Source organism: Candidatus Fukatsuia symbiotica, assembly GCF_003122425.1.
Classification (GTDB): domain Bacteria; phylum Pseudomonadota; class Gammaproteobacteria; order Enterobacterales; family Enterobacteriaceae; genus Fukatsuia; species Fukatsuia symbiotica.
Genome location: NZ_CP021659.1, coordinates 2,192,037 through 2,213,736, shown reverse-complemented (window position 1 = coordinate 2,213,736; position 21,700 = coordinate 2,192,037). Strand labels below are relative to the sequence as shown.

The window sequence follows — 21,700 nt, the reverse complement described above, 5'->3', positions numbered from 1 at the left end:
GCAACATCAGCTAGCGTTACGTTTTCGGCTAAGATCCTCTTTGATACGTGCCGATTTACCAGTACGTGTACGTAGGTAGTACAATTTGGCTCTACGAACGGCACCACAGCGCTTCACCTCAATGCTGTCGATGATGGGAGAGTGGGTTTGAAACACGCGTTCAACGCCCACACTCTTGGAAATTTTACGCACGGTGAATGCGGAGTGCAGGCCACGGTTGCGAATGGCGATAACGACACCTTCGAATGCCTGCAAACGTTCTGTATTTTTTGGTCGTGATTTGGTTCCTTCACCATCAACCACCTTTACCTTAACTTCCACAGTGTCACCAGGACGGAATGCAGGTAGGTTCGTCCTCATTTGTTCTTGTTCAATCTGTTTAATAATGTTGCTCATAATTAACTCTCTTATCCTAGGTAAACTGATATATCAGGCTAGTTGGCACCTTAGAACCTGTTCGAAATCTCTTGTGCTCGTCGTGTTTTGGTCAAGTAATTCGTCAAAAACGCGCTCAAAATGCTCATTTACTCCCTTTTTGTTGCATACAAAGAGTAAACTGCGCTTTTTCGCTCATTTCTTCCTCGTCTGAGCGTTGCTCAAGAAGATTTGGAACAGATTCTTAGTACACAACACGCCCCTACATGGTTTTATTGCATGGCTCTACTACGCAAGTTCTCTTGCTGAGGGTTTCATGCTCCTGTTGGAACTCAGCCAGCAGCACCATTTGCTCGTCAGTCAGAGCTAGGCTTGCCAGAAGTTCAGGCCTTCTTAGCCAGGTACGACCCAACGACTGCTTTAAACGCCAGCGACGGATCTCAGCATGGTTGCCCGACAGTAGGATTTGAGGGACTTCCATTCCATCTAACATTTTAGGACGGGTATAGTGTGGGCAGTCTAGCAATCCATCAACAAAAGAATCTTCTTCGGCTGAGGCTCGATGACCTAAAACACCCGGTATAAAGCGGGAGATTGAATCAATCAATGTCATTGCCGGTAACTCACCACCACTGAGAACGTAATCACCCACCGACCATTCCTGGTTAATTTCTGTTTTGATCACGCGTTCATCTATCCCTTCGTAGCGCCCACACACCAGAATTATCTTCTGATAAGCTGTCAGCTCAATAACACCTTGTTGGTCTAGTTTGCGCCCTTGAGGTGATAGATAAATCACTTCGGCTGCTAGGCTAGCCTTTTCTTTGGCTGCACGGATAGCTGCACGCAACGGTTGTACCATCATGAGCATCCCCGGTCCACCGCCATAAGGACGGTCATCTACGGTACGATGTTGGTCGGAAGTGAAATCACGTGGGTTCCAACAGGCTATCTCTAACAACCCTTTTCTCACCGCTCGACCTGTTACTCCGTAATCGGTTATTGCGCGAAACATTTCAGGAAACAGGCTAACAACACCAATCCACCTCGTTTTGCTTTGCTTAGCCTGGTTTGCCTCATCATACTGACTTAGTTCGGTACTCAAAAATGAGGCTCCCAATCTACTTCAACCCGTTGAGCCGCGATATCGACTTGTTTTATGACTTGCTCATCAAGGTATGGGATCAAACGTTCTTTGATGCCAAATGCATCTTTCAGGTTTGCTTTCACTACCATCACATCGTTAGAACCGGTTTCCATCATATCGACGATTTTACCTAGTTGATAACCAGACGTGGTCACTACCTGACAACCAATAAGGTCTTTCCAATAGTATTCACCATCACTTAAAGGGGGAAGCTGTGGCGCATCAACTATAATCTCTAGGTTAGTGAGTTGACTCGCGGCTTCTCGATCATCGACACCTTTTGCTTTGATGATAAGATCTCGGTTGTGGTACTTCCAGCTCTCTAGTTCGAGATGCCGCCACTGACTTGCTTGTTGGACAAACCAAGGTTGATAATCAAAAATATTGTTAGCATTTTCGGTGAATGAAAACACTCTGAGCCAACCGTGAATACCGTAAGCCGATCCCACTTTACCGAGAACAATCGGCTGCGTAGAGACGACAGAATTAAGTTGTTTGCTCATGCCACCACCTTAACGTGACGAATCAAGCGGCTTTTTTAGCTGCATCGGCCGCTTTCATTGCTGCATCGACAGCCTTTGTAGCTGCATTAGCGGCTTCTAGAGATAATTTTTCCGTTTTTTCAGCGGCTTTTTTAGCTGGAGCAGACATTTTTTCTGTTGCTTTTTCAACGGCTTTTTTAGCTACGCTTGCGGCTTTTTCAGCAGCTTTTTTAGCTACATCAGCGGCATTAGCGGCTTTTTCAGCGGCCTTCTTAGCTGTCGTTGCATTAGCTTCTGCTGCTGCATTTTTGGCTATAGACTCATTATTAGCGGCTTTTTTAGCTGCATTTTTAGCTTTGTTGGCTGCCTTTATGGCAACATCGATAACGGCATCAGCTGTTTCTCTATCTGCTTTTTCAAGTAAATTAGCGGGATCGACAGACTCTTTAGCTTCTTTTTCCTTTTTTCCGCTAATGAGCACGTTTCTTACAAGATCTTTTACTTTCAGTGTTTCCGAAATTGCCATTCCAGACACCCGCGCGGAAACGGTAGCACCTTTACGCAGCCAGTGTTCGATGCGATCTGCGTTTAAACGCAAAAGTTCAGTACGACCCTGTGCCAATGGAGCTAGCGGATTAAAAAAGCCGACACGCTCGATGAAGCGACCATCACGCGCATTACGGCTGTCAGCGACGACAACCTGGTAAAACGGCCGCTTTTTAGCACCGCCACGAGCCAAACGAATGGTTACCATAACATCCTCTTTAATTAACAAAATAACGAGATCCTGCCTAGAAGCGGGATCCTGTTCCAATACAAAAAGCCTCAGAATTCTACTGATTTCGGTGCAAAAAGCAATCTAAAGCTCGACTTTCTTAAGGCTCCTCATCCTCGATCCCTGTTAACGACCGAGGAAGCCCGGTAGCATCATGCCCCTCATGCTGCGCATCATTTTCGTCATGCCTCCATTCTTCATCTTTTTCATCATGCGTTGCATATCATCGAATTGTTTCAATAAAACGTTGACATCGTGCACTTGTACGCCTGATCCACTGGCGATACGGCGCCGGTGAGAACCTTTGATGATTTCTGGTTTAGCACGTTCTTTGAGTGTCATTGAATTAATGATAGCTTCCATACGTACCGTCATTTTATCATCCATCTGTGATTTTATGTTGCCAGATAATTGGCCTATACCGGGCATTTTATTCAACATATTGTTCACGCCACCCATATTGCGCATTTGCTTTAGCTGTTCCTGGAAGTCGTTCAGATCGAATCCGTGGCCTTTTTTCAGCTTGGTCGCCATTTTTTTAGCTTGAGCTTGATTGACTGTGCTTTCAATATCGTCTATTAGCGACAGTACGTCACCCATGCCAAGAATACGTGAGGCTATGCGATCGGGATAAAATGGCTTTAATGCATCGGTTTTTTCACCGACACCGAGAAATTTAATTGGTTTGCCTGTGAGATGGCGGATAGACAAAGCGGCTCCACCACGTGCATCGCCATCGACTTTAGTTAATACTACCCCGGTGAGAGGCAAAGCCTGGTTAAACGCCGTAGCGATATTAGCAGCATCTTGACCCGTCATGGCATCAACCACAAATAAGGTTTCTACCGGATTCACTGCGGTATGTAATTTTTTGATTTCGTCCATCATTGCGTCATCAACGTGCAGACGACCTGCTGTATCGACGATCAGCACATCGTAGAACTCGATCTCTGCTCGTTCCAAGGCACGGTTAACAATATCAATCGGTTCTTCCTGTTCATGAGATGGGTAGAAATCAATCTCTACTTCTTGCGCTAATCTTTCTAACTGTTGTATCGCCGCCGGCCGATAAACGTCAGCCGATACGACCAACACCTTTTTCTTGTGTTTTGCTTTAAGAAATTTTCCCAGTTTAGCTACACTGGTGGTTTTACCTGCACCTTGTAGTCCTGCCACCAACACGACGGCAGGAGGTTGGGCAGCGAGACTTAACTCGCTGTTGGCATCACCCATTGCTGAGGTCAATTCACGTTTGACTATTTTTATCAGTTCTTGACCTGGCGTAAAGCCTCTATTGACGGTTTTGCCCAGAGCATGTTTTGTAATTTCGCTAATAATAGCCTGTACCACTGACAAAGACACATCAGCGTCGAGTAGTGCCACGTGGACTTCACGTAGGGCATCTTTAATATTTTTTTCTGTCAGTCGACCACGGCCGCTGATATTGCGCATTGCGCCTGACAATCGATCAGTTAAATTTTCAAACATCGTTTTATGCTCAGATATAAACAAGTCGCTTGGGCGACAAAAACCATGCTGGCGCACAATACGCCGCACTCGGCGATACAAATAATAAGGTGATTGTAGCACGAAGCTGGAATTATCGAATCTGTTTGAAATCTGTTGTGTTCGCTTATCTCATATCAAATTAAAATACTTATCCAAACAAAGAAAGCCAATAAAATAGCCAACAAGACTGCCGCCGAAGCCATATCTTTCGCCTGACCTGACAGTGGATGTAATTCACTACCAATACGATCAACAGCCGCTTCAATGGCACTGTTTATTATTTCAACGATGATGACCAGTATCACCGATCCTATCAATAAAACACGTTCGATTATCGTCAAATCGAGGCAGTAGGCAACTATGATGGCGGCAATAGCCGCTACAGTTTCTTGGCGAAAAGCCGCTTCATTTTTCCACGCCACCCGTAATCCTTTTACCGAATAGTGGGCAGCTCTGTAGAGACGGATTAATGCTGCTGTCTGATTTTTCATCAATTAATAAGCCCTTATCGTCGTTGAGTCGTAACCTTCACTGGCGGTTTCTGGTATCCTTGTGCTGAATTGCTAACGAGAGGCTTTACCTTGTTATGTCAGGTTGGCGTAAAATATACTATAAGTTACTGAACTTACCACTTAATTTTTGGGTAAAAAGCAGGGTTATTCCGGCAGATCCGCTGACAGAATTAGGTCTGGATCCCTTATGTCCTGTTCTGTACGTGTTGCCTTATTATTCTAAAGCTGATTTGCTGACGTTACGGACGCAGTGTTTGGCGCAAGATTTGCCTGATCCCTTAGATCCCTTAGAAATGGATGGTAGGCAACTCCCCAGCTATGTTTTCATTGCCAGGGGTTCTAGAGCGGCGCCTGATTGTCGTTTTAAACAGGAATCGGTGAAGTTGTTTCACGATTATTTAGATCTGCATCGCAATAACCCTGAATTGGATGTACAAATGTTGCCGGTCTCGGTGATGTTTGGGCGTTCACCAGGTCGTGAGCAACATGGCACACTACGTTTACTTAATGGCATACAAAAATTCTTTGCTTTATTGTGGCTAGGTCGTGACAGCTTTGTTCGTTTTTCAAACAAAGTGTCATTGCGCTATATAGCGGATGAGCACGGTACAGATAAAACCATCTCTCATAAATTGGCTCGGGTAGCCAATATGCATTTTTCCCGACAACGTTTGGCTGCGGTTGGACCAAGCTTACCGGTTCGTCAAGATCTGTTCAACAAATTGCTGTCTTCTAAAGCTATTGAAAAAGCGCTATTGGATGAAGTACGTATAAAAAAAATTTCTTATGAACAAGCGCAGCAAAACGCCATGCTACTGATGGCAGAAATCGCTGCTGATTTTTCTTATGAGGCGGTACGTTTTTCCGATCGTGTATTGAGTTGGACTTGGAATCGTCTCTATCAGGGGATTAATGTCCACAATGCCGAACGGGTACGCCAGTTGGCACAGGATGGGCATGAGATAGTCTATGTGCCCTGTCATCGTAGTCATATGGATTATTTACTGCTCTCCTATGTGCTTTATCACCAAGGTTTGGTGCCACCCCATATCGCGGCGGGAGTTAATCTGAATTTTTGGCCTGCGGGGCCAATTTTTCGCCGTTTGGGGGCGTTCTTTATCCGCCGTTCTTTTAAAGGCAATAAACTTTATTCGACGGTATTTTGTGAATATCTTAGCGAACTCTTTACCCGTGGTTATTCGGTAGAATATTTTCTTGAAGGAGGGCGTTCTCGTACAGGGCGTTTACTGGAACCTAAAACAGGCATTCTATCTATTACTATTCAGGCCATGTTACGGGGGGGACACGTCCTATTACACTGGTGCCAATTTATATTGGCTACGAGCATGTGATGGAAGTGAGCACTTACGCCAAAGAATTGCGTGGCGCAGCCAAAGAGAAAGAAAACCTGCTGCAAATGATACGTGGTCTGCGCAAATTGCGTAATCTGGGGCAAGGCTACGTGAATTTTGGTGAACCTTTATCGTTGATGACTTATCTTAATCACCATATCCCTCAATGGCGTGAATCCATTGACCCTATTGAGGCACCACGTCCGAGTTGGCTGACGTCGGTAGTGAATGATCTAGCAAGCCAGATTATGGTGAGGATCAACAATGCTGCCGCCGCCAATGCGATGAATTTATGTTCGACTGCGCTGTTAGCCTCGCGTCAGCGTTCATTGGCACGTGGTCAGCTGCTTGAACAGCTTGATTGTTATTTACAACTTTTGCGTTATGTGCCCTACGCTCATGACGTCACTGTACCGGATAAAACGCCGCAAGAATTGCTTGATCATGCATTAAAGATGAATAAGTTTGAGTTAGAGCAAGACAACATCGGCGAAATTGTGATTTTGCCACCTGAGCAAGCTGTGTTGATGACTTATTATCGTAATAATATTCAGCATTTGCTGGTACTGCCTTCATTGATTGCTAGTATGGTCATTCACCACAATGGTATTACGCGAGTAGAAATACTGCGTCAAATAGAAATAATTTATCCTATGCTGCAAGCTGAACTCTTTTTGCATTACAGTAAAGAGCAGTTACCGCAGATACTGGATACTTTGTTTGATGAATTGGTTCGTCAACAGTTAATTTGTGATACCGATAATCAGTTAATAGCAAATGTGGCACGTATCCGTCCGTTACAACTGTTAGCCGCCGGAGTGCGTGAAACATTACAACGCTATGCCATTACCTTTTTTTTACTCAGTGTGGATCCGCAAATAACACGAAGCGTCTTAGAAAAAAAAAGCCGTATTATGGCGCAACGTCTATCGGTATTACATGGTATTAATGCTCCCGAGTCTTTTGATAAAGCCGTGTTCACAACACTAGTAACGAAGTTACGTGAAGAAAACTTTATGAGTGACAATGATAATTCCATCGGAATGGATACGACGTTACAAATTTACCGTATGCTGAGCCATCTGATGACACCTGAAGTGAAATTGACCATTGAAAGTGCAAGCATAGCTGTGAAAACTGATACCACCTTGGTATTATCAAATGGATCTCCATCAAATACTCAAGATTAGTTTTTTATTATCATATTAAAAATAAATAGGCCATGATTATGCTTGGCCTTATTTATATAAGTAGAATCTTTAATATTAGGGTAATAAATTCATCTCTCACCCTATTTTTTTATCTAAAAAGATTACGACAGTGGATTATAACAATACAATGGTGTTAAGCCGCTTGACGAATACCTTTTATTAAACTTTACTGTATTTATGTGAGTAAATTTTTTATTTAACGAATAGGAAGATAAAGCAATAATACAATCCTGGCTAGGCTGATATTATTGCCGTTGTCTTATTATTTTATAATCTATTTTTATCATCTGAGCATCGACTAAAAATTTATCCCTCTCAATTTTTTGCATAATAAATTTTATGTAGTTGGATAGCTATTGCCTGCTGTATTTTTTGGAGAATAAGAACAGTATGAATAAAAGCTATTATTTGATACGAAATAAAGTACAGGATGTTTTAGTCATGACTACGGAGTCCTCTAAAATTAATAGTAAAAAAAATGCGAGTCTATTAATATTTTTTGTAAATAATAAATATATATTTAATCGGTTTAATGAATTATTTAAATTGATGCTAAAATCGATTTTACTGGCGTTAGCCAGTGATATTTTTTGTCTTACTACAGCATTAGCAGCATATTCACTGAATAGCACCTCAAGCGGTCAAGTAGTCTGTTATGGCAATGAGCCTCCGGGAGTCAATAGCATTAAACCTTTTATTCCACCCAAAGGTGTTGTGGTGAATGCTGCTGTTCATAACCCTCAACATTTGGATATTAACAGCGGTGACTGTCTTGTTTCAGGCGTGCAAGAGTTTCAATATACCACCTTGAATGGCGGTTTGGTTTTTTTTGATCATGTTGCATCTTTTGGCAGGGGGATTATCAGCGCCAATGGTGGCATGATGGAAACACGTACCGACCAGCTTAGTCTTGAGAATGACATCCATTTAGAAAGTAATGGGTTAACCGTGCAAGGTGCTAATGAACTCCGGCTATTAGGGACTATTATGGGTAGCGGTAGTTTAACGAAATCCGGCTCTTCTAATTTGCTATTGAATGCTTCTAACCGTTATCGTGGTGGTACTTTTGCGACTGGCGGCATTATCACTCTCGGCAGCCAGTTAGCATTAGGTAGCGGTACCTTGACTGTAGAGGGTGCGACTTTCCTGGATACGACGCTTGGTATGGGACTCAATAATGCCGTCGTGCTTAATGCGGATCTGTCACTGACAGGCAATTATCCGATGATCATCAATGGGATGATCTCAGGCCAAGGGGGAATACATAAATACGGTAGTGAGTTATTGGAATTAACAGAGGCTAATAGCTACAGCGGTGGTAGTTTTTTATATCGTGGAATGTTATTCCTTAATCACAAAGAAGCACTGTCCAGTGGTGCCTTGACGGTTGAAGGACATTCGACCCTTGATGCTCAAAGCGGAATGCGGTTGAAAAATGATCTTAAACTTAATGCCGGTCTCAATTTGGTGGGTCGTTATTTAACGTTGAACGGTACAATTTCAGGCACGGGAGGGATAACACATTTAACTTCCTCACCACTGACGTTGAACGCAGCTAACAGTTATAGCGGTGGCACCTTCACCACGGGTGGAAAACTGGTTCTCGGTGATAATAAGGCATTGGGTAGTGGCGTTTTAACAGTCGATGGAGAGACGATACTGGATAATTGGCAAGCGCTAGTACTGAATAATGATATAAATTTGAATGCTGACCTCAACGTGGGAGGCAGTCGCAATCTGGTGCTTAAGGGTATCATTTCAGGTACTAAAGGGATAAAAACAGGAGGGACGGCTTTGCTGACGTTAAATGGTGCTAACAGTTACAGTGGTGGTACCATCCTAAGTAACGGGAGTTTGACACTCGGTAACGATACAGCATTGGGCAGTGGTGTAGTGAGGTTAGAAACAGATCTGACTTTGAATAGCTCTATCCCGTTAACACTAGATAATGCCATGGTGTTAAATAAGGATCTCAAGGTGGTGGGTTATCACGATCTGACTTTAAACGGGGTAATTTCAGGTACCGGCGGGATCTCGAAATTTGGCATAAATCATTTAATGTTGAATGCGGCTAATAGTTACAGTGGCGGTACTTCTTTTGATAACGGAATGTTATCACTGGGTAACGATGCTGCACTAGGAAGCGGTACATTAACTGTCCATGGAATGTTCAACGCATTAGAGACGACGACTCCACTCACCTTAAATAATCCTATCGAACTCGTAGGGGATCTCAAGATAGCAGGAGATCACGATCTGACTTTAAACGGGGTAATATCTGGCGGTGAATACATAGATAAACAGGGCCCTGCTACTCTGAGATTAAATGCGGCTAATAGTCATGAAGGGGGTATTTTGCTGTATGGTGGAAAACTGCTGCTCGGCCATCATGCAGCATTAGGCCATGGTAGCTTGATGCTGATGAGTGAGGGTGGCAGTCTGGATACCACCACTGAGTTGACGTTGAGTAATAAGATTAAATTATGGGAGGCGGATCTTAACTTGGTAGGTAGTCATGATTTGACACTGAATGGAGAGATTTTGGGGCCAAAGAGGATAATAAAATCAGGTGCGAACACACTGATATTGAATGCGGCTAACCACTATGAAGGGGGTACTCTCTTTAACAAAGGAAAACTGCTACTTGGCTATCATACCGCATTGGGCAGAGGTGCATTGCAGCTCAGCGCAGAGGAGGTAAGTTTGGATACCCTCAAGGTGCTGACGCTGGATAATAATATTGAACTCAATGCCGATCTCAATGTAGCAGGCAGTCAGGATTTGACGTTAAACGGAATAATGACCGGCATCGGGAAGATAATCAAGTCAGGTTCTGCTGCTTTGAAATTGAATCAGCCTAACGATTATAGCGGTGGCACTGTCCTTAATAACGGAAAACTATTACTTGGAAATGATACAGCACTGGGCAGTGGTATTTTGGCTGTCGAGGGTGCCGCGACCCTGGACACCACGACCAGGTTAGCACTCGATAATCCCATCGAACTCGGGGCGGATCTCCATCTAAATGGCAGTCACGATCTGACATTGAATGGTGTAATTTGGGGTGGCAGAGGGGTAACCAAATCCGGTTCTGGCACACTGACGTTGAACTCATCTAATCGTTATACCGGTGGCACCGTCCTCAATGACGGAAAATTATTGGTTGGCAGTCAAACAGCGTTAGGCAGTGGTGCTTTAACGGTAGCCGGATCGGCGACGCTAGATACGGGATCTATGCCGATGTTGGATTTGGATAATGCTATTGAATTGAAAGCCGATCTCGATATAGCAGGTCGTTATGCGATATTAAATGGCCCTATTTCAGGGCCGGGTGGGATAACGAAATCAACAGGTGCGCCACTTACGTTAAATGGGGTTAACAGCTATAGCGGGGATACGATCTTGTATGACGGAGAGCTGTTACTGGGTCGTTCAGCGGCGTTAGGCAGCGGTAAGTTGGTCATCAGGGGAGCAGCAATCTTGGATAATAAGATCGAGATGACGTTAGATAATGCCATTGAGCTTAATACTGATCTCAAAGTAATGGGTAGAAAAGATCTCACATTGAACGGGGTGATGACAGGTGACGGAGGGATAACGAAATTTGGCAACGGCACCTTGACGTTGAATGCAGCTAATCATTACGGCGGTGTTACTGTTTTGGATGATGGCGTACTGGTGCTCGGAGCGGGTGGTAGTTTTGCGGCAAACAGTGCGGTGAATATCACTGGCTCCGAGGCGCAGTTGGATATCTCAGCAGCAGGCGATCAAACTATAGGTTCATTAATAGGGGTAACAGGTAGTGGCGTGAACTTGGGTGAGCATACTCTGACCTTTGGCGACGGCAGCAATCAAACCTTTGCTGGCGTGATCAGTGGCAGCGGGGGGCTGATAAAAGCAGGTAGGGGGAAAGCTATTCTAAGTGGTACTAATACCTTTACCGGTCACACTACTATTAATGCCGGTACGTTACAGATTGGTGATGGTGGCACTACGGGTAGCTTAGTTGGTGACATTATTAATCATGGTTCACTGATATTTAATCATGCCAATAAACATGTTTTTGGCGGCGTTATCAGCGGAATAGGTAACCTGGTTAAGGAGGGAAATGGCGTGTTAGTATTGGCAGGAAATAATACTTATAGTGGTATGACCGTAGTAAATGCGGGTACGCTTGAAGTAACAGGTTCATTGGCTCATGCAGAGGTTAACGTGAATAATGGTGCCACCTTCCAGGCTGCTGGCACCATAAGAGATGTGACGATTGGTAGTGGTGCCACTGTTTCTGCCGCTCCCATTCCTCCGGTGGATCAGCGCGTTGATGACTTACAACGAGTCAGTGATATTCGTTCTGTCGTAGAAGGGGCTGATGATAATAATCACGATGATGTGCAGATTGTTTCGCAACGTTCAGAGGAGAGGGATACAACCAGGGCTGCCGCTTTGTTGGCGGCACCTATTGCTGCTGCTCCCATTCCTCCTGTGGATCAGCGTGTTGATGACTTACAGCGCGTCAGTGATATTCGTTCTGTCGTAGAAGGGGCTGATGATAATAATCATGATGATGTGCAGGTTGTTTCGCAACGTTCAGAGGAGAGGGATACAGCCGGGGCTGCCGCTTTGTTGGCGGCCCCTATTGCTGCTGCTCCCATTCCTCCTGTGGATCAGCGCGTTGATGACTTACAGCGCGTCAGTGATATTCGTTCTGTCGTAGAAGGGGCTGATGATAATAATCATGATGATGTGCAGGTTGTTTCGCAACGTTCAGAGGAGAGGGATACAGCCGGGGCTGCCGCTTTGTTGGCGGCCCCTATTGCTGCTGCTCCCATTCCTCCTGTGGATCAGCGCGTTGATGACTTACAGCGCGTCAGTGATATTCGTTCTGTCGTAGAAGGGGCTGATGATAATAATCATGATGATGTGCAGGTTGTTTCGCAACGTTCAGAGGAGATGGATGCAGCCAGGGCTGCCGCTTTGTTGGCGGCACCCGTTTTTGCTGCTCCTACTCCCCCTAGGAAAGAGTACGTTGATGGCTTACGAGTAGCCGGTAATATTAATTTTTCCTCTGGATCTTTCTATGATGTGCGTGTTACTCCGCAAAAAAGTGGCATCATCAATGTTGCCGGTAATGCCACCCTATCTGGTGCAGCTGTCAAAGTGGCAGTGACACCAGGTCGTTATCAATTGGTTAATCGATATACCATTCTTACTGCCGATGGCGGTTTCAATGGTATGTTTGTCGATACAACGTCTGATTTGGTGTTTCTTACGCCAAGTTTACGTCAGGATGCTAATCGTATTTTTCTTACTTTGTCGCGCAACGACACGACTTTCGAGCAAACAGCACAAACGCGAAATCAGAAGAGCGTGGCACGAGCACGGGATAACGCCGATGCTACAACCCTGATTAATAGGCATTTATTGCCTCTTGATATGGCCTCTGTTCGCACTGCATTCGATCATTTATCCGGCGAGATTCAGGCCAGTGCACAGAGTATTTTATTAGCTCATAGCCATTACACCAGAGAGACGGTGATGGCACGTACTCGAGGGGAGTATTTTATGCCCAATCCGGCGACCTATCATGTTTGTGCGTCTCACGATCAGTCAATACAACAAAATAAATCGTTCATCCCCAACGAAACATGTAGTGATCCCGTTCAGGAAACGGCGACCGTTTGGGGCAGGTACTGGCTGGTAAAGGCAATTTAAAAGGGGGGAGAATACTAACGCGGTGAATTATCGTACCACAGGGTTTGTTATGGGTAGCGATATGGTGTTGAATGATCGCTGGCATGTCGGTGCCGCGGGTGCGCTAGGTCATACCTTCTTTAATACCAATCAGATTGATAATTCGGGTTCCGTCAATCATTACCATTTGGCATTATACGGCGGCACAGGTTTTGGTGCACTGGCTGTGCGACTGGGGGCCGCTTATACCTGGCATCATCTTGATATTGATCGCCGGATTGTCTTTCCTAGCTTTAGCGAGCGTGCGCAATCCAGGTATAACGCAGGGACAATGCAGTTTTTAGGTGAACTGGGTTATGCCATTACAGCAGGTTCGGTCATGTTTGAGCCTTTTGTGAGCCTGGATCATATTAATTTATACAGCGATGGATTTACCGAGACAGGGGGAGCGAGCGCATTGGTTGGTAATAAAAATAGCCAGCATGTCGCTTTTTCAAGCTTGGGTTTAAGAGCGCGGACGTCTTTTGATATTTTGGGTTTGACGGTGAGTGGCCATGGTTCTATCGGCTGGCGGCGAGGGTTTGGCGATCTTATACCCAGGACAAATCTCACTTTTGGCGACCAAAGCACCACTTCCTTTGAGATAATCGGTGTTCCCATTACCGATGATAGTACGTTGATAACGAGCGGCATCGATGTCAAGATCAGTAAAAAATTCACTTTAGGGCTAGGGTACTCGGGTCAATTTGCCGCGAAAATGCAAGATAATGCCATTAACGCTCGAGTGATATGGGAATTTTAATAAACCTTGTAAAAGTGCCGTTGATTAATAACTATTTTGAATAGGCCACTGGGATCCCGTGTCAAGCAGTAGGTTTTATGAGAAGTCTACTATATAATCCGCTCCCCTTAACGCTGATTCGACGTTAGACTTCTTGCAAAACCTACTACCTACTGCGAATTCTACGTTACCTGGTCGCAATCCTCATGTACGTGCTCCAGGTGCCTTGACTGCACAAGCCCTCACTACGGTTTTGTAAGAAGTCTATTGTTGAGAACGAAGCTCAGACGAAGAAACAATTGGCGTGGATCCCCTTAAAAATCAAATAGAGGTTGTTATGGCTGTTGAACGTACCTTATCTATCATCAAACCTGATGCCGTTGCTAAAGATATTATTGACGCCATTTATGTGCGTTTCAAGATGGCTGGATTCAAAATTATTGCAGCAAAGATGGTGCACTTAACTCAAGATCAGGCAGAAGGTTTCTACGCGGAACATAAAGGTCGCCCATTCTTTGGTGAGTTGGTTACATCTATGACCTCAGGGCCAATAATGCTCCAGGTCCTGGAGGGTGAAAATGTGGTGCAACGTCACCGCGATATGATGGGTGCGACTGACCCGAGTCAGGCACTGACAGGTACGCTGCGTGCTGATTTCGCTGATAGTGTTACCGCTAATGCGGTGCATGGTTCTGATGCAGTTGCATCGGCTCAACGTGAAATTGCTTATTTTTTTGCCGCAGATGAAATTTTCTCGTGTAGCTAATCTGTAACATTCTGCGCTCTGGATGAGTTAATTTTCCGGAGCGTTCAACAAGGTCACGACGTTTATGCCCGAACAATTTTTATCGTCTCCTATTTTATCCGATGTGACGCCTCCATCTGGACAGATCAAGACTGCCACTGTGGTTAGCGCTAAAATTAATTTACTTGATTTAAATCGCCAACAATTGCGTGAATTTTTTGCCCGAATGGGTGAAAAGCCCTTTCGTGCCGACCAAGTGATGAAATGGATATACCATTATTGTTACGATGATTTTGAGCAGATGACCGATATCAATAAAGTATTACGCACCAAGCTACAACAAATGACAGAAATCCGCGCACCTGAAGTGGCGCAAGAGCAACGCTCGGCGGACGGTACTATCAAATGGGCGATTAAAGTGGGTGATCAGCAGATCGAAACCGTCTATATCCCGGAAGGTGACCGTGCCACCTTGTGCGTTTCTTCACAGGTAGGTTGTGCATTGGAATGTAAATTCTGTTCAACCGCCCAACAGGGATTTAACCGTAACCTGCGAGTCGCGGAAATTATCGGCCAAGTATGGCGTGCGGCTAAAATTATCGGCTCTTTGAAATCAAGTGGTCGCCGTCCGATCACCAATGTCGTCATGATGGGGATGGGAGAACCGTTACTTAATCTGAATAATGTGGTACCGGCGATGGAGATTATGATGGACGATTTTGGCTTTGGTCTGTCTAAACGCCGTGTCACTTTATCGACCTCTGGTGTCGTACCGGCGTTGGATAAACTTGGTGATATGATCGATGTGGCCTTGGCAATCTCTCTCCATGCCCCGACGGATGACATCCGTGATGAAATTGTGCCAATTAACCGTAAATATAATATCGCAACTTTTTTAGCCGCTGTGCGCCGTTATCTAACAAAATCTAATGCTAACCAAGGGCGTGTTACCGTTGAATACGTCATGCTCGATGATATTAACGATCGGATAGAACAAGCCCATCAATTGGCTAACTGCCTGAAAGATACGCCTTGCAAGATTAATCTTATCCCCTGGAATCCTTTTCCAGGTGCGCCCTACGGTCGTAGTTCCAACAGCCGTGTGGATCGCTTTGCCAAGGTGTTAATGCAGTATGGTTTTACTACCATTGTACGTAAAACCCGTGGTGATGATATCGACGCGGCTTGTGGTCAATTAGCGGGAGAGGTGATTGACCGTACAAAACGAACGTTGAAAAAGAAAATTACCGCTGAAACTATCGGCATAAAAATAGTTTGAACGTTGTTAGAACCTATTCGAAATCTTTTATGCTCACTGATACTTTGTCAAAAATGGGCTCAAAATGCTCATTATTCTATGTAAACTGCGCTTTCTTGCCCATTTTTTCCTCGTCTGAGCGTCGCTTAAGAAGATTTGGAATAGGTTCTTAGACTTCTTGCAAAACCGTAGCGAGGGCTACGAAGTCAAGGTACTTGGCATGCAATAGCTGCACGGTACAGTACATGAGGATTGCGAGCACCAGGTAACGCAGAATTTATAGCACGTAGTAGGTTTTGTAAGAAGTCTATTAAGACGAGGAGATAAGGCGCGGATTTCTATCTAACCTGTGTTAAAATTTTTCTGCGCTTGTTATTGAGGATGAGGAAGAGAGTAGACTTCTTGCAAAATCGTAGTTCGTTATGCGAAGTTAAGGCATCTGGCGCTCAGTGACTGCATGGGACGCGAATATATGAAGATGACGAGCACCAGAGGTTCTGCAAGAAGTCTATTGAAGGGTGATATAGCTCTAGGGACAGGATGGAAAGCATGAAGCTAAATAGGCTGTGGGCAATATACTTAACGAGTAGCATATTAGCGGGTTGTTCAGTATCACAGGATAAAACTCGTCAAGTGGTCGCCGGGCAGACGCGTTTGCAACTCGGTCTAGAATATTTGCTGCAAGGTGATTTCAATGCTGCTCGGCAGAATATTGCTAAGGTTTTGCATGCTGATCCGCAGAATTATCAGGCTCAGTTAGCGATGGCTCTTTATGAGCAAAGGGTTGGCGAAAATCGTGCGGCAGAGCTACGCTATCAGAAGGCGATGAAACTTGCTCCGGCAAAGGGTGTCGTATTGAATAATTACGGTGCGTTTTTGTGTGGTTTAGGGCAGTATGTATCCGCACAGCAGAAATTTAGTGCATCTGCGGCGTTTCCTGATGAAGGTCAAGTGGCAAATAGTCTTGAAAATTCGGGTTATTGTTTTTTACAGGCTAATCAGAATGCTCAAGCCCGGATGCGCTTAAGTCGTGCGTTGCAGTATGATCCTGGTAAAGGAAAGCAGTTGCTCGTTGAAGCTGAAAGGCATTTGGCGCTAAGGAACAGTGCTAAAGTACAGTTGTTACTAGAGGTGTACCAAAATATTCTGCCAGCGAATGCTGAAAGTTTATGGTTACAAATTCGTTTCGCCGCATTGGCAGGTCGTCAGGATAGCGTACGACGCTATGGCCAGCAGCTTGCGCGAAATTTCCCACAATCCAAACAGTACCAGCATTTTCTCGCCCATGAATACTGAAACCGGCCAAGATAACATTGTTCCAGAGACGACAGGTGCGCGCCTGCGTCGAGCTCGCCAGGCATTAGGATTAACAGAACAGACTGTTGCAGAACGTCTGTGCCTAAGGGTGTCTACGGTCCGGGAGATTGAAGAAGACAAGATGCAAGCTAATCTGGCTTCAACGTTTCAACGTGGCTATATTCGTTCTTATGCCAAACTGGTTCATATCCCAGAAGATGAGTTATTACCACTGCCCACGAAAGATGTAGCAGGGGGATAACTAAATCTTCCTTGATGGGAGGTGTTTCATTAGGTAAAAAACGTAAAAAACGTGACACCTGGTTAATGGGCCTCACCTGGTTGATTGTGCTGATTGTTTTGGGTCTAACCTGTGCTTGGTGGTGGCAAAATCATCAAATTCGTCAGGTAGAGATTACGACTATGGTGAATCAATCGTCTTCTTCTGTGCCGTTACCTTCTGCACAATCGTCTGTTATACAATCGCCTACTACACAACGGTCACATGGTGATGGATCCGTTGCTCTTTCGCCGCCTGACGATCGTGATGTTGTTAGCGGCAAAAGAAATGAAGTACCTTTGGCTTCTAACCTTGCTGGGGTGACGCCAGTGGCGGCCAAGCAAAACTTGCTGCCGTTTAATGGTTCTCCAACGGGTGCTAGTGGTAATGGCTCTATTGCTATGGTATCTGACACAGTCATGGCGGAACCTTCCACTGAGGCAGTGGCGGTGGATCGAACAACCTCCGTAGACAGTGCGATGCCTTTATCCATATCCACGAATGATGCCACGTTCGAATCAAAGAGCGACTTGCTCATGAATTTTTCTGCGGATTGCTGGATACAGGTTATCGATATTAGCGGTAAGACATTGTTCCGAGGCATACAGAAAAAAGGAGCCACACTAAATTTATCTGGCAAGGCACCTTATAAACTGACCGTTGGCGTGCCGAGTGCAGTCAGTATTCAGTATCAAGGTGAGCGTGTGAATTTAGCTAAGTTTATCAAGGCAGGCAGCATAGCTCGTCTCACTGTTGGTGTAGAGTAGTGGTCTGTCATCGTTACCCTACCGTATAAGGAGAAAATGTGATGCACAATTCATCCCCTATAAGCCGTCGTAAATCTACTCGGATTTATGTTGGTGGGGTGCCGATCGGTGATGACGCTCCCATTACTGTGCAATCGATGACCAATACTAAGACCAGTGATATTGATGCAACGGTAGAACAGATCCTGGCTTTGCAACGTGTGGGTGCAGATATCGTCCGGGTTTCTGTGCCGACGATGGATGCTGCGGAAGCTTTCCAGAAGATCAAGAAACAAGTCAGTGTTCCGCTGATAGCCGATATCCATTTTGACTACCGTATCGCCTTGAAAGTGGCGGAATATGGCGCTGATTGCTTACGTATTAATCCAGGTAACATTGGTCATACAGATCGTATTCGTGCGGTCGTCGACTGTGCTAGAGATAAGAATATCCCGATCCGCATTGGTATCAATGGTGGTTCCTTGGAAAAAGACATTCAGGAAAAATACGGAGAGCCAACAGCGGAAGCATTGGTGGAATCAGCCATGCGTCATGTAAAGATCCTTGAAGACCTCAATTTTCATAACTTCAAAGTCAGTGTCAAAGCCTCGGATGTTGCTTTAGCAGTAGGTTCGTATCGTTTATTGGCAAAAAAGATCGAACAGCCACTGCATTTAGGCATTACGGAGGCAGGTGGATTGCGTAGCGGTTCGGTGAAGTCGGCAATAGGTTTAGGATTGCTTCTCTCTGAAGGTATTGGCGATACATTGCGTGTTTCTCTGGCTGCCGATCCGGTAGAAGAAATTAAAGTGGGTTTCGATATTCTCAAGTCGTTACGTATCCGGGCGCGAGGGATTAACTTTATTGCTTGCCCAACTTGTTCACGACAGGAATTTGACGTTATTGGTACGGTGAATGCGCTTGAACAGCGATTGGAAGATTTAATCATCCCTATGGATGTTTCCATTATCGGTTGTGTGGTTAATGGCCCTGGCGAAGCTTTGGTTTCGACGATTGGTGTAACTGGTGGACACAATAAAAGTGGATTATTTGTAGATGGTGTACGTCTTAAAAAAGAGCGTCTTGATAATAATAATATGATTGATCAACTTGAAGCCAAGATCCGAGCAAAAGCAGCGATATTGGATGAAAAAAACCGTATTGAGGTCAACCAGTGTGCCAGCCTGTCATCTGGAAATTAAAAATTTAGAGAGCCGTTGCCGGTATTTGGGATGATTGAACCATTATATTTAGAGAAAAGATGTGGCAAAAGTAGAAAATATTCAGGCTGTTCGTGGTATGAACGATTGCTTACCGGCAGAAACAGCAGTGTGGCAAAAAATTGAAAGTGTGTTGCAGCAGGTATTGGCAAGTTACGGTTATAGTGAAATACGTTTACCGATAGTAGAAGCGACACCCTTGTTTAAACGCGCCATCGGTGAGGTCACTGATGTAGTAGAAAAAGAGATGTACAGCTTTGAAGACCGCAACGGTGAAAGTTTGACGCTGCGCCCCGAAGGTACTGCGGGTTGTGTGCGTGCCGGTATTGAGAATGGTCTATTTTATAATCAACAACAACGTCTATGGTACAGTGGCGCGATGTTTCGCTATGAGCGCCCTCAAAAAGGGCGTTATCGTCAGTTTTATCAGTTGGGCGCAGAAGCTTTTGGTTTATCTGACTCGAGTATTGATGCGGAGTTGATCCTGCTAAGTGCACGTTGTTGGAAGGCGTTGGGTATTACGGATCATGTTGAACTTGAGCTGAATTCTATTGGATCCTTGGTCGCACGAACCGATTATCGTCAAGCGCTGGTAAAATTTTTAGAAGTGCATCAAGATAAACTGGACAAAGATTGTCGACGTCGTATGTACACAAATCCATTAAGGGTGCTCGATACTAAGGATCCGGATGTTCAGCGATTACTTAATGATGCCCCGCAACTCTCTGAATACCTCGATGAAGAATCAAAACAGCATTTTGCAGATTTGTGCGCACTTTTAGATCAAACAAAGATTAAATACAGAGTCAATCCCCGGTTGGTGCGTGGATTAGATTATTACAATCGTACGGTGTTTGAGTGGGTAACGAAAAGCTTGGGTGCGCAAGGTACAGTTTGTGCTGGTGGTCGTTATGATACATTAGTGGAGCAATTGGGTGGACGGGAGACCCCGGCAGTGGGTTTTGCTATCGGATTGGAACGGCTTATCTTGCTGTTTAAAAAGGTTGATCCTGACTTTACCGTACCCGTGGTTGATTTATATTTTGCCGTTTCGGGTGAAAATACCCTGAATGCAGCGATACAATTGTCTGAAACTTTGCGCGATGCGATACCTCATTTGAAATTAATGACCGATCACCGTGGTGGTAGAATGGCAAAGCAATTTACTCGTGCGAATAAGTATGGGGCACGTTTCGTTCTAGTACTTGGCAAAGATGAACTTGCCGCTAAGCGAGTGGGACTGAAAAATCTCAGTACCGGTGAACAAGAAACATTAGCACTGGTTGATGTTGTTTCACGTCTCGTGACGCTGTTGGCTTAAGAGTCTGTTCCAAATCTTTTTCGCTGTGCTCAGAAGAGGAAAAAATAGGCGAAAAAGCACAGTTTATTCTTTGTATGCAAAAGGGAGTAAATGAGCATGTTGAGCTCATTTTTGACGAATGACTTGACCAAAACACGGCGAGCACAAAAGATTTCTAACAGCTTCTAAGGAGGAAATATATCGTGGAAATTTATACCACTGCAAATGACCAAGCTGATGCAGTACGCCGTTTTTTTAGTGAAAATATTAGGGTGCTGGTTGTGAGTGTGGTGCTTGGCATCAGTGTTTTAATTGGCTGGCACTATTGGCAAAACCATCAGAATACAACATTAAAGGCGGCTTCTTTTTCCTATCAACAGGTGAGTGAAGCGTTGTTTCCTCGTGATAAAGATCTTGGCGATAAAAAATCGATTGATAAAGATCACGATGTTGCTGCGGCTGAAAAATTTATTCAAGACAATAATAATAATTACGGTGTTTTCATCGCCCTAGAATTAGCAAACTATTTTGTTGAGCAAAAAGCGTTTGACAGAGCGGAACAGCAGCTGACTCTCGCTGTGGATCAAACGAAAGATGAAAATCTATTATCGTTGATTAATCTGCGTTTAGCACGATTACAGTCACAGTTGAAAAAACCAGACACAGCATTAAAAACGCTAAATAAAATACAAGGTGAAGGTTGGATGGCAATGGCTGAAGATATACGGGGTGACTTATTTTTGAGTAAGGGGGATATCGTGGCGGCACGTGCGGCTTACACTAAGGGTATCGAGTCCAATGCTTCTCAGGCACTGCAAGTATTGTTGCGCTTGAAGTTAGATGATCTGTCTGACTGACAGTCTATCCAGGTGCTGTAAATTCTGCGTTACGTGGTGCTCGCAATCTTCATATGTTTGCCTGTACGTTGCAGTTGCTGCGCTCCAGGCGCCTTGACTTCGCAGCACTGGTCACGGTTTTGCAAGGAAATCTATCTTGATATCATTTTTGACGAAACATCAG

Annotated in this window: 14 protein-coding genes and 3 pseudogenes; 11 read left to right on the top strand and 6 right to left on the bottom strand. The window is 44.7% G+C overall.

Annotated elements, in window-relative coordinates; translation table 11 throughout:
• Window positions 1-6: 6 nt before the first annotated feature.
• From rplS to CCS41_RS10600, 6 genes and pseudogenes are all read right to left on the bottom strand, one after another.
• On the bottom strand, window positions 7-396 hold the full coding sequence (gene rplS, locus CCS41_RS10625) for a 50S ribosomal protein L19 (protein ID WP_072550105.1): 390 nt from the start codon (window positions 394-396) through the stop codon (window positions 7-9).
• A gap of 241 nt (window positions 397-637) precedes the next feature.
• The gene (trmD, locus tag CCS41_RS10620; protein WP_275887659.1) at window positions 638-1,480 is read right to left on the bottom strand and encodes a tRNA (guanosine(37)-N1)-methyltransferase TrmD; all 843 of its coding nucleotides are present in this window, start codon (window positions 1,478-1,480) and stop codon (window positions 638-640) included.
• Complete coding sequence (rimM, locus tag CCS41_RS10615) at window positions 1,477-2,025, bottom strand: ribosome maturation factor RimM (RefSeq protein ID WP_072550103.1); 549 nt, start codon at window positions 2,023-2,025, stop codon at window positions 1,477-1,479. Before rimM ends, trmD begins: the two co-directional genes overlap by 4 nt.
• A 508-nt stretch (window positions 2,026-2,533) precedes the next feature.
• Window positions 2,534-2,758: pseudogene (rpsP, locus tag CCS41_RS16135) on the bottom strand (30S ribosomal protein S16); the annotation flags it as partial.
• Between the two features lie 147 nt (window positions 2,759-2,905).
• The gene (gene ffh, locus CCS41_RS10605; RefSeq protein WP_072550118.1) at window positions 2,906-4,267 is read right to left on the bottom strand and encodes a signal recognition particle protein; all 1,362 of its coding nucleotides are present in this window, start codon (window positions 4,265-4,267) and stop codon (window positions 2,906-2,908) included.
• A 155-nt stretch (window positions 4,268-4,422) separates the two neighbouring features.
• Complete coding sequence (locus CCS41_RS10600) at window positions 4,423-4,779, bottom strand: diacylglycerol kinase (protein WP_072550102.1); 357 nt, start codon at window positions 4,777-4,779, stop codon at window positions 4,423-4,425.
• A 95-nt stretch (window positions 4,780-4,874) separates the two neighbouring features.
• Here CCS41_RS10600 and plsB point away from each other — a divergent pair.
• The 11 genes and pseudogenes from plsB to CCS41_RS10550 all read left to right on the top strand — a co-directional run bounded on the left by plsB (window position 4,875) and on the right by CCS41_RS10550 (window position 21,537).
• Window positions 4,875-7,342, top strand: a pseudogene (plsB, locus tag CCS41_RS10595) (glycerol-3-phosphate 1-O-acyltransferase PlsB).
• A gap of 570 nt (window positions 7,343-7,912) precedes the next feature.
• Entirely contained in the window at window positions 7,913-13,075 is a 5,163-nt protein-coding gene (locus tag CCS41_RS10590) for an autotransporter-associated beta strand repeat-containing protein (RefSeq protein WP_205411422.1), read from the top strand.
• 13 nt (window positions 13,076-13,088) lie between these two features.
• Window positions 13,089-13,856 (top strand): annotated as a pseudogene (locus tag CCS41_RS10585) (autotransporter outer membrane beta-barrel domain-containing protein); the annotation flags it as partial.
• Window positions 13,857-14,172: 316 nt separating this feature from the next.
• Window positions 14,173-14,601, top strand: a complete 429-nt coding sequence (gene ndk / locus CCS41_RS10580) for a nucleoside-diphosphate kinase (RefSeq protein WP_072550099.1) — start codon at window positions 14,173-14,175, stop codon at window positions 14,599-14,601.
• A 64-nt stretch (window positions 14,602-14,665) separates the two neighbouring features.
• Complete coding sequence (rlmN, locus tag CCS41_RS10575; protein ID WP_072550098.1) at window positions 14,666-15,859, top strand: dual-specificity RNA methyltransferase RlmN; 1,194 nt, start codon at window positions 14,666-14,668, stop codon at window positions 15,857-15,859.
• A gap of 528 nt (window positions 15,860-16,387) precedes the next feature.
• Entirely contained in the window at window positions 16,388-17,134 is a 747-nt protein-coding gene (gene pilW / locus CCS41_RS10570) for a type IV pilus biogenesis/stability protein PilW (protein ID WP_072550097.1), read from the top strand.
• Entirely contained in the window at window positions 17,124-17,396 is a 273-nt protein-coding gene (locus tag CCS41_RS17775) for a helix-turn-helix domain-containing protein (RefSeq protein ID WP_420866967.1), read from the top strand. The genes pilW and CCS41_RS17775 overlap by 11 nt, the downstream gene beginning before the upstream one ends.
• 14 nt (window positions 17,397-17,410) lie before the next feature.
• Window positions 17,411-18,181 (top strand): cytoskeleton protein RodZ, encoded by a 771-nt coding sequence (gene rodZ / locus CCS41_RS10565; protein WP_420866966.1) that lies wholly within the window; start codon window positions 17,411-17,413, stop codon window positions 18,179-18,181.
• A gap of 41 nt (window positions 18,182-18,222) precedes the next feature.
• Window positions 18,223-19,362 carry a flavodoxin-dependent (E)-4-hydroxy-3-methylbut-2-enyl-diphosphate synthase gene (gene ispG, locus CCS41_RS10560; RefSeq protein WP_072550095.1) on the top strand — a complete coding sequence of 380 codons (1,140 nt, stop codon included), beginning with the start codon at window positions 18,223-18,225 and terminating at the stop codon, window positions 19,360-19,362.
• A 61-nt stretch (window positions 19,363-19,423) separates the two neighbouring features.
• Window positions 19,424-20,701, top strand: coding sequence for a histidine--tRNA ligase (hisS, locus tag CCS41_RS10555; protein ID WP_072550094.1), 1,278 nt, complete (start codon window positions 19,424-19,426; stop codon window positions 20,699-20,701).
• A 182-nt stretch (window positions 20,702-20,883) separates the two neighbouring features.
• Window positions 20,884-21,537, top strand: a complete 654-nt coding sequence (locus tag CCS41_RS10550; protein ID WP_072550093.1) for a YfgM family protein — start codon at window positions 20,884-20,886, stop codon at window positions 21,535-21,537.
• The last annotated feature ends 163 nt before the right edge of the window (window positions 21,538-21,700 follow it).